Annotated in this window: 12 protein-coding genes and 8 tRNA genes; 3 read left to right on the top strand and 17 right to left on the bottom strand. The window is 63.2% G+C overall.

Going from position 1 to position 15,565, the window contains the following annotated elements:
* Positions 1 to 144: 144 nt before the first annotated feature.
* The 14 genes from ACVOLQ_RS15000 to ACVOLQ_RS15065 form a co-directional block, all read right to left on the bottom strand.
* Positions 145 to 2,106, bottom strand: coding sequence for a peptidyl-prolyl cis-trans isomerase (locus ACVOLQ_RS15000; protein ID WP_481528488.1), 1,962 nt, complete (start codon positions 2,104 to 2,106; stop codon positions 145 to 147).
* A 127-nt stretch (positions 2,107 to 2,233) separates the two neighbouring features.
* A tRNA-Asp gene (locus tag ACVOLQ_RS15005) sits at positions 2,234 to 2,310 on the bottom strand.
* Positions 2,311 to 2,341: 31 nt separating this feature from the next.
* A tRNA-Val gene (locus tag ACVOLQ_RS15010) sits at positions 2,342 to 2,416 on the bottom strand.
* A gap of 12 nt (positions 2,417 to 2,428) precedes the next feature.
* Positions 2,429 to 2,701, bottom strand: a complete 273-nt coding sequence (locus tag ACVOLQ_RS15015; protein ID WP_057629314.1) for an HU family DNA-binding protein — start codon at positions 2,699 to 2,701, stop codon at positions 2,429 to 2,431.
* A 207-nt stretch (positions 2,702 to 2,908) separates the two neighbouring features.
* The gene (gene lon, locus ACVOLQ_RS15020; protein ID WP_313173803.1) at positions 2,909 to 5,365 is read right to left on the bottom strand and encodes an endopeptidase La; all 2,457 of its coding nucleotides are present in this window, start codon (positions 5,363 to 5,365) and stop codon (positions 2,909 to 2,911) included.
* 137 nt (positions 5,366 to 5,502) lie between these two features.
* Complete coding sequence (gene clpX / locus ACVOLQ_RS15025; protein WP_313173802.1) at positions 5,503 to 6,792, bottom strand: ATP-dependent Clp protease ATP-binding subunit ClpX; 1,290 nt, start codon at positions 6,790 to 6,792, stop codon at positions 5,503 to 5,505.
* Positions 6,793 to 6,920: 128 nt separating this feature from the next.
* Positions 6,921 to 7,547 (bottom strand): ATP-dependent Clp endopeptidase proteolytic subunit ClpP, encoded by a 627-nt coding sequence (gene clpP, locus ACVOLQ_RS15030; RefSeq protein WP_057629317.1) that lies wholly within the window; start codon positions 7,545 to 7,547, stop codon positions 6,921 to 6,923.
* A 66-nt stretch (positions 7,548 to 7,613) separates the two neighbouring features.
* Positions 7,614 to 8,909: a trigger factor gene (gene tig / locus ACVOLQ_RS15035; RefSeq protein WP_313173801.1), complete on the bottom strand. Its 1,296-nt coding sequence runs from the start codon at positions 8,907 to 8,909 to the stop codon at positions 7,614 to 7,616.
* A gap of 175 nt (positions 8,910 to 9,084) precedes the next feature.
* Positions 9,085 to 9,169 (bottom strand) — tRNA-Leu (locus ACVOLQ_RS15040).
* Positions 9,170 to 9,315: 146 nt separating this feature from the next.
* Positions 9,316 to 9,391, bottom strand: a tRNA-Lys gene (locus ACVOLQ_RS15045).
* 113 nt (positions 9,392 to 9,504) lie between these two features.
* A tRNA-Lys gene (locus tag ACVOLQ_RS15050) sits at positions 9,505 to 9,580 on the bottom strand.
* Positions 9,581 to 9,657: 77 nt separating this feature from the next.
* Positions 9,658 to 9,734 (bottom strand) — tRNA-His (locus ACVOLQ_RS15055).
* A 35-nt stretch (positions 9,735 to 9,769) separates the two neighbouring features.
* Positions 9,770 to 9,846: transfer RNA gene (locus ACVOLQ_RS15060), tRNA-Arg, on the bottom strand.
* 44 nt (positions 9,847 to 9,890) lie between these two features.
* A tRNA-Pro gene (locus ACVOLQ_RS15065) sits at positions 9,891 to 9,967 on the bottom strand.
* A 140-nt stretch (positions 9,968 to 10,107) separates the two neighbouring features.
* On the opposite strand from ACVOLQ_RS15065, the gene ACVOLQ_RS15070 reads away from it, so the two are divergent.
* A complete protein-coding gene (locus tag ACVOLQ_RS15070; RefSeq protein ID WP_313173800.1) occupies positions 10,108 to 10,869 on the top strand; it encodes a Bax inhibitor-1/YccA family protein in 762 nt (253 codons plus the stop codon).
* Between the two features lie 229 nt (positions 10,870 to 11,098).
* On the opposite strand, the gene ACVOLQ_RS15075 is transcribed toward ACVOLQ_RS15070, so the two are convergent.
* The 3 genes from ACVOLQ_RS15075 to grxC all read right to left on the bottom strand — a co-directional run bounded on the left by ACVOLQ_RS15075 (position 11,099) and on the right by grxC (position 12,936).
* A complete protein-coding gene (locus tag ACVOLQ_RS15075) occupies positions 11,099 to 12,103 on the bottom strand; it encodes an isocitrate dehydrogenase (RefSeq protein WP_313173799.1) in 1,005 nt (334 codons plus the stop codon).
* A 132-nt stretch (positions 12,104 to 12,235) separates the two neighbouring features.
* Positions 12,236 to 12,625 (bottom strand): carboxymuconolactone decarboxylase family protein, encoded by a 390-nt coding sequence (locus ACVOLQ_RS15080; RefSeq protein WP_313173798.1) that lies wholly within the window; start codon positions 12,623 to 12,625, stop codon positions 12,236 to 12,238.
* Entirely contained in the window at positions 12,622 to 12,936 is a 315-nt protein-coding gene (gene grxC / locus ACVOLQ_RS15085) for a glutaredoxin 3 (RefSeq protein ID WP_313173797.1), read from the bottom strand. Before grxC ends, ACVOLQ_RS15080 begins: the two co-directional genes overlap by 4 nt.
* A gap of 129 nt (positions 12,937 to 13,065) precedes the next feature.
* Between grxC and ACVOLQ_RS15090 the strand changes: the two genes are divergently transcribed.
* Together ACVOLQ_RS15090 and phoB are read left to right on the top strand one after the other, a co-directional pair.
* On the top strand, positions 13,066 to 14,721 hold the full coding sequence (locus ACVOLQ_RS15090; protein ID WP_313173796.1) for a M48 family metalloprotease: 1,656 nt from the start codon (positions 13,066 to 13,068) through the stop codon (positions 14,719 to 14,721).
* Between the two features lie 112 nt (positions 14,722 to 14,833).
* On the top strand, positions 14,834 to 15,523 hold the full coding sequence (gene phoB / locus ACVOLQ_RS15095) for a phosphate regulon transcriptional regulator PhoB (RefSeq protein ID WP_481528489.1): 690 nt from the start codon (positions 14,834 to 14,836) through the stop codon (positions 15,521 to 15,523).
* Positions 15,524 to 15,565 lie beyond the last annotated feature (42 nt).

Here is a 15,565-nt window from a genome sequence, read left to right on the forward strand (position 1 = left end):
CCTTTTGTGTTGTAACGGTCCGGGGGTGCGCGCGTCCCCAGAGGCGGTGGGGCGGCGGGAACCCCGCCGGCCTTGCCTGGCGCGGCACTACCTCAACAAAAAAGCCCGGCTTTCGCCGGGCTTTTGCTTTTATCACTCAGATGCTCAGAGCTGCGATTCCTGCACCTGCACCTTGTAGCGCTTGCGCATGCCATCGACATAAGCCTTGGCGGCAGCGGCACCGTCGATCTGGCTCAGCTGGTCCTTGAGCATGGCCTGCTGCGCTTCCGGCACTTCGGCCGGGTTGCCCGGGGTCACCTTGGTGACCGCAAACACCGCATAGCGGCCCGGTTCCATCTCGACCTTGCCATAGCTCGGCTTGTCGCCGACCGGGGCGGCGGCGGTGAACGCGGCGCGGTTGGCTTCAACGGTCGGCATCGGCGCAGTGCGCGGCAGGCCCGGCATCGGCAGCAACTGCAGCTGTTCGCTGCCAGCCAGTGCTTGCAGGGTCTGGCCGCCGTTCAACTTGGCCAGCAAGGCATCAGCTGCCTTCTTCGAAGCCTCTTCGGTGCGGTGCGCGCGCACCGCAGCAATCACCTGCTCACGCGCCTGCGCCAGCGGGATCGCCTGCTCCGGGGTATGCGCGGTGACGCGCACCATCACGCTGTGGTTCGGGCCCAGTTCGATCGGGTCGCTGACCGTGCCGTCTTCCTTCAAGGCGTCGGAGAACACGGCCTTCAACACCGCCGGATTGGCAGCGATGCCGCTGGCGGTGGCGCGATCGAACGGCCCCAGGGTCTGCACCGGCACGCCGATTTCCTTGGCTGCTGCACCCAGCTCGGTCGGGTTCTTGTAAACCAGATCGACCAGGCGACCGCTCAACTCGTTGAATGCCTTCTCGGTATCGGCCTGCAGCTGCTCGGCAGCAAGTTGGTCACGCACTTCTTCGAACGGACGGCCTTCGCCACCCTTGATCTCACGCAGCTTCAGCACGTGGTAACCGAATGCGCTCTTGACCGGGCCAACCACCTCACCCGCCTTCATCGCGAACAGTGCGTCCTCGAAGGACTTGTCCATCACGCCCTTCTCGACCCAGCCCAGGTCGCCACCGGCGTCCTTGGAACCCGGATCTTCCGAATTGGCCTTGGCCAGCGCGGCGAAGTCGGCGCCCGGCTGCTTGGCTTCCGCGGCCAGCTTGGCCGCCTTGGCTTCTGCAGCCTTCTCGTCGCTGCCGGTTGTGATCAGGATGTGCGAGGCCAGGCGCTGGTCGGCGCTGACAAAACGCATCTTTTCGTCTTCATAGCGCTGGCGCAGGGTGGCCTCGTCGGCGGCCGTTGCAGCCGGCATGCTGGCAGCATTGAGCTCGACGTACTCGATGGTCACGTTTTCCGGCTGGCGGAAATCCTTCGGATGCGCCTTGTACCACTGGTCGATCTCGGCATCGCTGACCGCAGCGGTATCTGCCGCGACGGCTGGCAGCAGCGCGAACTCCACGTCACGGGTTTCGCCCAGCAACTTCAGCAGGCGCTCGCTCTCACCCTTGGTCACGAAGCCGGACTGCGCCAGTGCCGATGGAATGATCGACTGTTGCAGGCTCGAACGCACCAGTTGCTCGAACATCGCCGGCGTACGCGGCGGCATGCTCTGCGCCAGCGCCAAGCGGTACTGGTCGGCATCGAACTTGCCGTCCTTCTGGAACGCCGGGATTGCCGCGATGTAATCGCGCACGGCCTTGTCGCCGATGACGATATGCGCGTCTTCGGCAGCCAGGCGTACGACCTGCTCGTCGATCAGTTGATCGAGCACCAGCCGCTTGTTCTCCGCGGTTTCGAACTCACGCGGGTCGAAGTTGTCACCCTGCTGCTCACGCGCCTGCGTGCGTGCCTGTTCGAAACGGGCACGGAAGTCTTCGACGCTGACTTCATGGTGGTTCCACAGGAACGACATCGGCCACCACGACGGCGCCGAGGTCCACCACGACGGCGGGGCCGACACTTTGGCAACGTTCTGTGCGCCGACGCCACCGAGGTAGCTGTTGTCGATCACAAACAGGAACGGGATCATCAACAGGCCCATGATCACCGTAACGATCCAGCCTGAGGTCTTGTCGCGAAGTTTCTGCAGCATGGGCAAATCGAGGCCTGAGTGGCGAGCCGGGCAGTTTAACCCGCTTCCTGCCCCGCGCCCAACTCAGCCGCTGCCAATAGCGGACCAAAAAAAAGCCCCCGGCTTGCGCCGAGGGCTTTGAGACAACTGGCGGAGCGGACGGGACTCGAACCCGCGACCTCCGGCGTGACAGGCCAGCATTCTAACCAACTGAACTACCGCTCCACACTTTCAAACTGTACTGCAATGCTTAACTTGGTGGGTGCTGAGGGTTTCGAACCCCCGACCCTCTCCGTGTAAGGGAGACGCTCTACCGCTGAGCTAAGCACCCCAGCTGAGCCGCTTAGTTTACAGCGTCTTTCAGAGCTTTACCAGCCTTGAAGGCAGGATTTTTTGCAGCGGCGATTTTGATCTCTTCGCCGGTCTTCGGGTTACGGCCGGTGCGCGCAGCGCGCTCGCGGACCTGGAACGTACCGAAGCCCACCAGAGTCACGGCCTCGCCCTTCTTCAGGGCCTTGGTGATCTCGGCGATGACGGCATCAACCGCACGGCCAGCTTCAGCCTTGGACAGGTCAGCAGCACCGGCAACGCCATCGATCAATTCGGTCTTGTTCATTCTGTAAAACTCCCTTTGCGGTAATCCGCGGAATTATTTGAGTGGCAGCCGTGCGTCCCCAAGACCCACGACCGCCGAAGAACCTGCAAACACGCCAGCACGAAATCAGCTGCTGCGTGAGTGGCACTTTTATACCAGCGCCCCCCTACCCGCGCAAGCTGAAAAGCCTTTAATGACGCGGGTTTTGAGGGGTTTTACGTTCACATTTCAGTGCTTGACGCGGGCCGTGGGAGCTGCCTTCGCCTTGCCGCGAACTGCGACGCGCTGCGCATTTTTGCCTGCTTTCTTCGGTGCCAACGGCGTTGCCAGCGCGATATCCAGCACCTCATCGATCCACTTCACCGGCACGATGGTCAGGTCGCGGGTGACATTGGCCGGAATGTCGGCCAGGTCCTTGCGGTTCTCGTCGGGGATGATGACCGTACGGATGCCACCGCGCAGCGCGGCCAGCAGCTTCTCCTTCAGGCCACCGATGGCGGTGACGCGGCCACGCAGGGTGATCTCGCCGGTCATCGCCACTTCGGCCTTGACCGGCACCTTGGTCAGCGTGGACACCAGCGAGGTCACCATCGCGATGCCGGCGCTGGGGCCATCTTTCGGCGTGGCACCGTCGGGCACGTGCAGGTGCACGTCGTGCTTCTGCAGGAAATCCACGTCGATACCCAGCGACTCGGCACGTGCACGCACCACCGACAAGGCCGCCGTCGCCGATTCCTTCATTACGTTGCCCAGCTGGCCGGTCAGCGTCACCGCGCCCTTGCCCGGGATCAGCGTCGACTCGATCTGCAGCAGGTCGCCGCCGACTTCGGTCCAGGCCAGGCCGGTGACCAGGCCGATCTCGTTCTCCTCCTCGGCACGGCCGAAGTCGAAGCGCTGCACACCCAGGTACTTGTCCAGGTTGCCGGCATCAACCACCACCAGCGCCTTGGGCTTCTTCGCGGTCTTCTTGGCCGCCTTCTTCACCGGCTGCGGGCCTGCCAGCGCGATTTCCTTGACTACCTTGCGGCAGATCTTGGCGATTTCGCGCTCAAGGTTACGCACGCCGGACTCGCGCGTGTAATAGCGCACGATGCCACGGATGGCGTCTTCCTCGATGGCCAGCTCCTCCACCTTCAGGCCATTGGCCTTGAGCTGCTTGGGCACCAGGTAGCGGGTGGCGATGTTGAGCTTCTCGTCCTCGGTGTAACCCGGGATGCGGATCACTTCCATGCGGTCCAGCAACGGGCCGGGAATGTTCAAGGAATTGGAGGTAGCCACGAACATCACTTCGCTCAGGTCCAGGTCGACCTCAAGGTAGTGATCGTTGAAGGCGTTGTTCTGTTCCGGGTCCAGCACTTCGAGCAGGGCCGAGGACGGGTCGCCGCGGAAATCCATCGACATCTTGTCGATCTCATCCAGCACGAACAGTGGATTCTTGCTGCCGACCTTGTTGAGGTTCTGCACGATGCGACCCGGCATCGAGCCGACGTAGGTGCGGCGATGGCCACGGATCTCGGCCTCGTCACGCACACCGCCCAGGCTCATGCGCACGAACTTGCGGTTGGTAGCCTTGGCGATGGACTGACCCAGCGAGGTCTTGCCCACGCCCGGCGGACCGACCAGGCACAGGATCGGGCCCTTCATCTGCTTCACCCGCGACTGCACGGCGAGGTATTCAAGGATGCGATCCTTGACCTTGTCCAGGCCGTAATGGTCGGCATCCAGCGTGTCCTGGGCGACCTTCAGATCCTTGCGGACCTTGGTGCGCTTCTTCCACGGCACGCCCAGCAGCCATTCCAGATAGTTGCGCACGACTGCGGCTTCGGCCGACATCGGCGACATCTGCTTGAGCTTGTTGAGCTCGTTCTTGGCCTTGGTCTCGACCGGCTTGGGCATGCCGGCTTCGGCAATCTTGCGCGCCAGTTCTTCCATCTCACCCGGCGCTTCATCCAGGTCACCCAGTTCTTTCTGGATGGCCTTCATCTGCTCGTTGAGGTAGTACTCGCGCTGGCTCTTTTCCATCTGCGATTTGACGCGACCGCGGATGCGCTTCTCCAGTTGCTGCACATCGATTTCGCCATCGACCAGGCCCACCAGCATTTCCAGCCGATCACCGACCTGCAGGGTTTCCAGCAGCTTCTGCTTGTCGGCCAGGCGCACGCCGATGTGCGCGGCAATGGTATCGGCCAGGCGCGTCGGCTCATCGATGCCGGCCAGGGTCTGCAGCAACTCCGGCGGCAGCTTGCGGTTGGTCTTGACGTACTGTTCGAACAGCGACATCAGCGAACGGGCGATCGCCTCGATCTCGCGCGGCTCGCGCGATTCGTCCGATTCGATCTCCACGCCGTGGCCCTGCAGCGAGCCGTCCTGCTCGTAGATCTTGTCCACGGCGACGCGCGACAGGCCCTCGACCAGCACCTTGATGGTGCCGTCGGGCAGCTTCAGCAGTTGCAGCACCTGCGCCAGGGTGCCGACCGTGTACAGGTCAGCGGCGGCCGGGTCGTCGGTTTCGGCGGACTTCTGCGCCAGCAGCAGGATGCGCTTGTCGGCCTCCATCGCGCGCTCCAGCGCCTGCATGGACTTGTCGCGGCCCACGAACAGGGGGATGACCATGTGCGGGAACACCACCACGTCGCGCAGCGGCAGGACCGGCAGGTCGAGGACTTCGAGTTGGGACTGGGCCATGGGGGCTCCGAGATTCGGTGGAGGCTAAATAAAAAAGCCGATGGCCCCGTTATGGGGCCATCGGCGAGGTGTTGCAAGAGCTGTGGAAAGCTGAACGTGAGCGGCGCAACCGCCTATTCACCTCAGTTTGCCCGGGTTCACTCGCCCGAGGCGGTTTTGACCGGTTCCGGCGGGGTCTGGTAGACGATGTACGGCTCGGATTTGTTCTCGATGACCGACTCGTCCACCACCACCTTGCTGACGTTTTCCTGCGAGGGCAGCTCGTACATGGTGTCCAGCAGCACCGATTCGACGATGGTGCGCAGGCCTCGGGCGCCGGTCTTGCGCTTGAGCGCCTTCTTGGCGATGGCCGACAGCGCATCGGGACGGAACTCCAGTTCCACGTTCTCCATCTCGAACAGCTTCTTGAACTGCTTGGTGATGGCGTTCTTGGGCTCGGTCAGGATCTGGATCAGGGCCGCCTCGTCCAGCTCTTCCAGGGTCGCGACCACCGGCAGGCGGCCAACGAACTCCGGGATCAGGCCGAACTTGATCAGGTCTTCCGGCTCCACTTCAGCCAGCACCTTGCCCACTTCCTGCTTGCGCTCGGCGCTCTTCACCTTGGCACCGAAACCAATGCTGCTGGTGTCGGTGGAACGGGCCTGGATCACCTTGTCCAGGCCAGCGAACGCGCCACCGCAGATGAACAGGATGTTCTTGGTGTCGACCTGCAGGAATTCCTGCTGCGGGTGCTTGCGGCCGCCCTGCGGCGGAACGCTGGCAACCGTGCCTTCGATCAGCTTCAGCAGTGCCTGCTGTACGCCTTCGCCGGACACGTCACGGGTGATCGACGGGTTCTCGCTCTTGCGCGAGATCTTGTCGATTTCATCGATGTAGACGATGCCCTGCTGTGCCTTCTCGACATCGTAGTCGCACTTCTGCAGCAGCTTCTGGATGATGTTTTCCACATCCTCGCCCACGTAACCGGCTTCGGTCAGGGTGGTCGCATCGGCCATGGTGAACGGCACGTTGAGCAGGCGCGCCAGCGTTTCGGCCAGCAGCGTCTTGCCCGAACCGGTCGGGCCGACCAGCAGGATATTGGACTTGGACAGCTCGACGTCGTCGCTCTTGGAACGACTCTCGATGCGCTTGTAGTGGTTGTACACCGCAACCGCCAGGGTGCGCTTGGCACGGTTCTGGCCAATCACGTACTGGTCGAGCACCTCGAGGATTTCGCGCGGCTTGGGCAGCGAACTGCGCGCCGACTGCGCCTTTTCCTCAAGTTCCTCACGGATGATGTCGTTGCACAGCTCCACGCATTCATCACAGATGAACACGCTCGGGCCTGCGATCAGCTTACGGACTTCGTGCTGACTCTTGCCGCAGAACGAGCAGTACAGAATCTTGCCACTGCTGTCCCCGGTACGACCTTGCCGGTCTTCGCTCATGCTTCGCTTACCCAGTTGCTTCCCCCTCTGAACAGGGGGTTCAAATTCGAGAATAGCACAGGGCCGGAGGGACACCAGTCCGGTTCCGACCCTGCAAAATCAGGCCGATTTTCTGGCCGTTCAACCCATCAGGAAGCCTGGATGCTCTCTTCCGGACGGCGCTCCAGCACCTGGTCCACCAGGCCGTACGCCGCAGCCTCGGCCGCGCTCTTGAAGTTGTCACGCTCGGTATCGCGGGCGATGGTCTCCAAGTCCTGGCCGGTGTGCTTGGCCAGCACTTCGTTCAGGCGCGAACGCAGGGTCAGGATTTCACGGGCGTGGATGTCGATGTCCGTAGCCTGGCCCTGGTAGCCGCCGAGCGGCTGGTGGATCATCACGCGCGAGTTCGGCAGCGCGAAGCGCTTGCCCGGCGCACCAGCCGCCAGCAGCAGCGCGCCCATCGAGGCGGCCTGGCCGATGCAGGTGGTGCTCACGTCCGGCTTGATGTACTGCATGGTGTCGTAGATCGCCATGCCGGCCGTGACCACGCCGCCCGGCGAGTTGATGTAGATGCTGATTTCCTTTTCCGGGTTTTCCGACTCAAGGAACAGCAGCTGCGCGACCACAACGTTCGCCATATGGTCGTCGATCGGACCGACCAGGAAAATCAGGCGCTCTTTGAGCAGGCGCGAATAGATATCGTAGGCGCGCTCGCCGCGGCTGGTCTGTTCGACCACCATCGGAACCATGTTCAGAGCTTTGGTTCGGTTGTCCATTACGTGAGGCACCTATTTTGGGAGGGAACTCCCCGCGCCGTGGCGCGGGGATGAAACACCGCCAGCTTACTGGCGGATGGCTTCCTGGAACGTCAAGGCCTGCTCGGTGTGCTGGGCACGCTCGGCGATCCAGTCGATCACCTGCTCTTCCATCACGCGGTTCTGCAGGCCAGCCATAAGCTGGGGGTCGTTGCGGTACATCTCAATGACCTGCTCCGGCTCTTCGTAGGTCGAGGCGATCAGGCGCATGGTTTCGTTCAGGCGCTTCGGATCCAGGCGCAGCTCGTTCTTGCGGGCGACTTCACCGACCAGCAGGCCGACCAGCACGCGCTTGGAAGCGGCGTCCTTGAAGCCTTCGTGGGCATCGGCCGGCACTTCGCCCGGGTTGCCGCCCTGGCGACGGATGGCATCGATCTGCTGGGCCAGCATCGAGCGGGCTTCACCCTCGACCAGACGCGGCGGCAGCTCGACCGAGGAATAGGCGGCGATCAGCTGCTCACCCACTTCGCGGCGCAGGCGGTTCATCAGCGCGCCCTTGAGCTCGCGCTCCAGGTTGGAACGGATGTCGGCGCGGAACTGCTCCACGTCGCCGTTCTTCACGCCGAAGCTCTTGATGAAGGCAGCGTCGACTTCCGGCATCTCCTGCTCGGACACTTCAACGACCTTGACGGTGACCTGCACGGTCTTGCCCGCCAGTGCCGGCACGCGCCAGTCCGCCGGGAACTCGACGTCCAGGGTCTTTTCCTCGCCCTTGGCCAGGCCGATCAGGCCCTTCTCGATCTGCTCGAACATCATGCCCTGGCCGACGATGATGGTGCCCTTCTCGACACCCTCGGCCGGCAGACGCTCATCACCCGCCTGCGACCAGGTTTCCAGGCCGACCAGATCGCCTTCCTGGGCGCCGCGTGCAACCGGCTTCCAGCTGCGGCGCTGGGCGCGCAGGTTCTCGATCATCTGGTCGATGTCGGCATCGCTGATTTCGGCGGTGTGGCGCACGACGGTCAGCTTGGTGACGTCGACGTCGCCGAAGTCCGGGATCAGCTCGACGGTGGCAACGAAGTCGAACTCGCCTTCGCCGGCCTTGTCGATGCGCGGGTTACCGGCAATGCGCAGCTCGTGCTGGCGCAGGGCGGCATCGAAGGTCTCGCGCAGCAGGCCGTCCAGCGCCTCGGCGCGCACCTGCGGGCCAAAACGCTGCTCGATCACCTTGGCCGGCACCTTGCCCGGGCGGAAACCCTTGATGCGCGCGGTGCGCGCGATTTCGCCCAGACGGCCGCTGATGTGCCCCTGCAGACGCTCTTCCGGCAGCGAGAAGCTCAGGCGGCGTTCCAGATTGCCGGTGGATTCGATCGAAGCTTGCATGTTGACTCCTGCCACCGGCGGCAACCGCCCCGGTTCGATGTGATGGATGAAACGGTTGTAGGGCGCGGTTTGCACCGCAGCCCTTTAGTTTGGCCGATATCGCCCGTGGCCGCCAGCGGGCAGACCCATACAGGTTGTCTGAAAAGGCCCGCAGCGGGCAGAGAACACCGCTGACTGGTGCGAAAGGGGGGACTCGAACCCCCACGCCTTGCGGCACTGGAACCTAAATCCAGGGCGTCTACCAATTCCGCCACTTTCGCAATACTGACTCAGGGCGCCATTGTTGCAGGAGCGCCAACAAAGCGGAAGCCGCTCCCAGCTGCCCCGCCCGCAACCAGCGCCGACCACCTGCACCGGCCCCTTTCAAGAAAAAAGCCGCCAGATTTCTCCAGCGGCTTTTCCAATTTGGTGGGCTGTCAAGGATTCGAACCTTGGACCTATTGATTAAGAGTCAACTGCTCTACCAACTGAGCTAACAGCCCTGAAACTTCGAGGTGAATTCTACACTACATTGAGTGTCTTACGCACCTGCCCAAAACACCGGGCTTACATAAAAAGAGAAAGCCGCTGGATTGCTCCAACGGCTTTCTTGATTTGGTGGGCTGTCAAGGATTCGAACCTTGGACCTATTGATTAAGAGTCAACTGCTCTACCAACTGAGCTAACAGCCCTGAAAATCAGGAGGCGAATAATGCCGCAACCTGGTTTTTATTGCAAGCCCGGATTTCACTCCGAAGCCCTGAAACAGTGGGGTGGCTGAGGGGATTCGAACCCCCGACCACCGGAATCACAATCCGGTACTCTAACCAACTGAGCTACAGCCACCACTGAAACCTTACTCACCTACCGCTTGCACCTGATGGCGCGCCCGACAGGAATCGAACCTGTAACCGCCGGCTTAGAAGGCCGGTGCTCTATCCAGTTGAGCTACGGGCGCTCTGACCGGATTGTCGCACTCCAACACGCGCTTGGTGCGTTGGATGGTCGGGGTAGAGGGATTCGAACCCCCGACATCCTGCTCCCAAAGCAGGCGCGCTACCAGACTGCGCTATACCCCGGCGGTGAATCTCTCCGATGCCCCGGAAAGGTCGGCTATTGTGGGAAGAACGCGCCTGTCTGTCAACGGTAAATTTCATTTTGTTTAATTTGGGTATGCTGGCATCCGTTTCCCGCCCACTTCATAGCAACGGAGCATTGCATGCGCAGCGGCAACCCTGCCCTTTCCGAATCCACCTTCCTCGACCTTGGCAGCGGCAGCGTGGTGTCACGCGGCGCCGATGCGATGACCATCAACGGCACCGTCAACAAGACCGGCTTCCTGCTGCTGCTCGCCGCATTGACCGCAGCGTTCGCATGGAACGGCACCATCGGCGACAGCGGCGAGTTGCTGCCGGCAGCCAAGTTCTACATGTGGGGCGGCCTGATCGTCGGCTTCATCCTGTCGCTGGTGACCATCTTCAAGAAGACCTGGGCACCGGTCAGCGCGCCGTTGTATGCGCTGGCCGAGGGCCTGTTCCTTGGTTCGATCTCCGCGATCTATGAAGTGCGTTTCAACGGCATCGTGTTCCAGGCCGTGCTGCTGACCTTCGGCACGCTGTTCGCGCTGCTGTTCGCCTACCGCAGCGGCCTGATCAAGGCCACCGAGAACTTCAAGCTCGGCGTAGTCGCGGCCACCGGCGGCATCGCCCTGGTGTACCTGGCCACCATCGTGCTGGGCCTGTTCAACATCAACATCCCCTATATCCACGGCTCGGGCCTGATCGGCATTGGTTTCAGCCTGTTCGTGGTGGTGATTGCCGCGCTGAACCTGGTGCTGGATTTCGACTTCATCGAAAGCGGCGTGGAAGCCGGCGCTCCGAAGTACATGGAGTGGTACGGCGCGTTCGGGCTGATGGTCACCTTGGTGTGGCTGTACATCGAGTTCCTGCGCCTGCTGTCGAAGCTGCAGTCGCGCAACTGAGGCAGCTGCGGCAGGTTGCATGCAAAGGGCGCCCATTGGGCGCCCTTTGTTGTTTGTAGTGCCGAGCCATGCTCGGCAGAGGCGTTATCGGTAATGCCACAGCCGAGCATGGCTCGGCGCTACAGCTGGCCTTGGGAAGGCCCCTGCCGAGCATGGCGCGGCACTACATCAACGAAAACGGAGCGCTTTCGCGCTCCGTTTTCTGCAACACCAACTACCGCAGCTGCAATCAGATGCGGCTGGCGATGGCCTGGGCGAAGCCCATGGTGGTGCCGGTGCCGCCCAGGTCGCCGGTCAGCGAATCCTTGGCTTCCATCGTGGCAACGATGGCCTTGCGCAGGCGCTCGGCGTTTTCCGGCTGGCCGACGTGGTCCAGCATCTGTGCGGCCGCCAGCATCAGTGCGACCGGGTTGGCCTTGCCCTGACCGGCGATGTCCGGTGCGGTGCCGTGCACGGCTTCAAAGATCGCAGCGTCCTTGCCGATGTTGGCACCCGGGGCCAGGCCCAGGCCGCCGACCAGACCGGCGCACAGGTCGGAGATGATGTCGCCGAACAGGTTGGTGGTGACCAGGATGTCGAACTGCTCCGGACGCATCACCAGCTGCATGCAGGCGTTGTCGACGATCATTTCCTGGAATTCGATTTCCGGGTACTCGGCGGCAACTTCGCGGGCAACGTTCAGGAACAGGCCCGAGGTCGACTTGATGATGTTGGCCTTGTGCACGGCGGTGACCTTCTTGCGGCCGGTGCTCTTGGCCAGTTCGAAGGCGTAACGCACGATGCGCTCGGAGCCCTTGCGGGTGATGCGGGTGCCGGAGAACGCGGTCTCGCCGTCGGCCGACACTTCCTGGCCTTCGGCCAGATAGGCGCCTTCGGTGTTCTCACGCACCGTGATCATGTTGATGTTCTCGTAGCGCGACTTGGTGTTCGGGAACGAGATGGCCGGGCGCACATTGGCATACAGGTCGAACTGGCGACGCAGGGCAACGTTGATCGAGCTGAAACCGCCACCGACCGGGGTGGTCAGCGGGCTCTTCAGGGCGACCTTGTGCTTGGTGATCGACTCCAGGGTGGAAGCCGGGATCAGCTCACCGTGCTTTTCCAGGGCGGCCAGGCCGGCGTCGGCGAATTCGTAGGACAGGCCGGTGCCCAGCTTGTCCAGCACGAACAGGGTGGCGTCCATGATTTCCGGGCCGATGCCATCGCCGCGGATGACGGTGATTGTCTGCGTCATTTCTAGGTATTCCGAACAGGGAGGAGGGAATGCGCCATCCGGCTGCCCGGATACCGGCGCGATTGAAAAGGTTTCAACTGTCAATTATGCCTGATCAGCCGCGCCAGCCCCAACTGGACGAAGGTCTGGGGTTCAGCTGTGGTCGTGACCGGCCGGCGCCTCGGCCGCCCCGCTCTCCAACTGGTCCAGGAAGTCCACCGCCCGCCGCAGGTGCGGAATGACGATGGATCCGCCCACCACCAGGCCCACCGAGAAGGTCTCGAAGAACTCTTCACGGTTGACCCCGGCGTCCTTGCATTGCGCAACGTGGTAGCTGATGCAGTCATCGCAGCGCAGCACCAGCGAGGCGACCAGGCCCAGCAGCTCCTTGGTCTTCACGTCCAGCGCGCCAGCCTGGTAGGTCTGGGTATCCAGCGCGAAGAAGCGCCGCACCACCTGGTTGGGCTCGGCCAGGATGCGCTGGTTCATGCGCTGGCGGAACTCGGTGAACTCGGCCAGGCGGTCCTTTTCGCTGCCGCTCATGCGCCCTGCCCGGCCAGCAGCGGCTCCAGCTTGCCGGCACGATGCAGCGCCATCATGTCGTCGTAACCGCCCACATGGACGTCGCCGACGAAGATCTGCGGCACGCTGGTGCGCTTGGTCAAGGCCATCATCTTCTCGCGCTCGACCGGGTCCAGGTCGATGCGGACCTCGGTCCAGGACTGGCCCTTGCTCTTCAGGAAGTTCTTGGCGGCCACACAGTAAGGGCAGACAGCGGTGGAGTAGATGGTGATCTCCGGCGCGGCGCCGGTGGTGGATTGCGTTGTCACAACGAAACTCCTGACTGGAAACATTGTCTATATATGGTACCGACAGCCGCGGATATCGATGCCAGCGGTGGAACACAGCAGGTTAACCTGTGCTTCACACCGGCGCCGTGCTTACCGGTCATCCTCCGCCCTGCCACTTCTGGAGTTTCCTGCTTGCGCACCCTGCTGCTCGCCACTGCCGTCACCCTGGCGCTTGCCGCGCCCCTGTCGCACGCCGATGACACCAAGCTGCCGGACATCGGCTCCTCGGCCGGCGAGCTGCTGACCCCGGCACGGCAGGCCGAGTACGGTGGGATGATGCTGCGCGAACTGCGCAACTACGGCTACCTGCTGGACGATCCACTGGTCGACGACTGGCTCGGCACCATGGGCACACGGCTCGGCTCCAACAGTGCCCAGCCGCAGCAGAAGTACACGTTCTTCATGATGAAGGACCGCCAGATCAACGCCTTTGCCACCTTGGGCGGCTACATCGGCATGAATGCTGGCCTGGTATTGACCGCCGAGCGCGAGGACGAGGTCGCCGCGGTGCTGTCGCACGAAATCTCGCATGTCACCCAGCAACATGTGCTGCGTGGAGTGGAGCGCGCCCAGCGCGACCAGATCCCGATCCTGCTCGGCATGCTGGCGGCGGTGATCGCCGCGCAGCAGGCCGGTGGCAACTCCTCCGGCGACGCCACCATGGCCGCGATCACCTCCGGCATGGGCCTGATGCAGCAGCGCCAGATCAATTTCACCCGCTCCAATGAGTCCGAGGCCGACCGTCTCGGCATCCGTACCCTGGCCCGCAGCGGCTACGACGTGGATGCGATGGCCGGCTTCTTCGAGCGCATGTCGGCGGCGATGCGTGGCAATGAAGGCGGTTATTCCACGCCGGATTTCCTGCGTACCCACCCGGTCAACATCACCCGCATCAGCGAGGCCAAGGCCCGCGCCGAGCAGATGAAGAAGGACACGGTGCTGCTGACCACGCAGACGCCGACCGGCATCCTGCAGGAGCGTGTGGATCCTTCCGCACCCGACACCAGCGCCAGCCCCTTGAGCGGCGGCAATCCACTGCTGCCGGCCGGCCTGCAGCTGTCCCTGCCCGGCACCAGCCTGCCACGCGGCCCGACCGGCCAATTCGACTGGGCCCGCGAGCGCCTGCGCGTGCTCAGTGCGCCCACTCCGTCGGAACTGGTCCGCGAATACGAAGGCCTCAAGCGCAGCCAGAAGGATGGCCTGACCGACCCGCAGCGTTACGGCGTGGCCATCGCACGTCTGCGCGATGGTGGCGCCGGTGGCGTTACCCAGGCCCTGCCCGAACTGCAGCAGCTGCTGCAGCAATACCCGGACAACCTGTGGGTGAACCTGGCCCTGGGCGAGGCCGAATCGCGCAGGGGACAGCATGAAGAGGCCAACAAGCGCTTCGACGCCCTGCTCAAGCGCCTGCCGCAGAGCCGGCCGGTGGCCTTGACCTATGCGCGCATCCTCAATGAACAGGGCGGTGTCGCTGCCGGCCAGCGCGCGCAGGCCATGTTGCGGCCACTGCTGGCCCGTTCCAGCGACGACCCGGTATTCCAGACCACCTTCGCCCGTGCCAGCGAACTGGCCGGCGACAGCACCCGCGCCAGCGAAGCCTATGCCGAGGCCGCTTACCTGAACGGTCGCCCGGAACAGGCGCTGATCCAGTTCCAGGCCCTGCTCAAGCAGCCGGGGCTGGACTATGTCAGCCGTGCCCGGGTGGATGCCCGCATCGAATCGATCATGCCAACCGTGCTGGAAATGCGTCGCCTCGGCGTCCACGACCCGGAAATGTCACGCAACTGAACCCGTGGCTGACAAACGGCCGGGATTGCCGCCTGTCCATGTCACAAACCCGTCATCAAACCGTAGTCTACTGAGCACATCCCTTATTGATGGGCATTCCGGTAGGCGCCACGTGCAGAAACGTATCCTGATTGTCGACGACGAACCCGCGATCCGTGACATGGTCGCCTTCGCCCTGCGCAAGGGCGAGTACGACCCGGTCCATGCCGGCGACGCACTCGAAGCGCAGACCGCCATTGCCGACCGGGTACCGGACATGATCCTGCTGGACTGGATGCTGCCCGGCACCAGCGGCCTGGAACTGGCCCGCCGCTGGCGCAAGGAAGTCCTGACCCGCGACGTGCCGATCATCATGCTCACGGCACGCGGCGAAGAAAATGACCGCGTCGGTGGCCTGGAAGCCGGCGTCGACGACTATGTGGTCAAGCCGTTCTCGGCACGCGAACTGCTGGCCCGCATCCGTGCGGTGATGCGCCGCACCCGCGACGATGACGAAGACGGCAGCGTCGGCGTTGGCAACATCCGCATCGACGGCGCCGCCCACCGCGTCTTCGCCGGCGATTTTCCGGTGCCGATCGGCCCCACCGAATACCGCCTGCTGCACTTCTTCATGACCCACCCCGAACGCGTCTATACCCGTTCGCAACTGCTGGATCATGTCTGGGGCGGCAGCGTGTACGTGGAAGAACGCACCATCGATGTGCATATCCGCCGCCTGCGCAAGACGCTGGAACCGTTCGGCGCCGAGAACATGGTGCAGACCGTGCGCGGTGCCGGCTACCGTTTTTCCGCCGCCACCTGAACGGCGGCGGCCGCGCGGCTGCAAGCGATGCTATAACCCGGG

The organism is Stenotrophomonas sp. STEN031 (assembly GCF_056759975.1).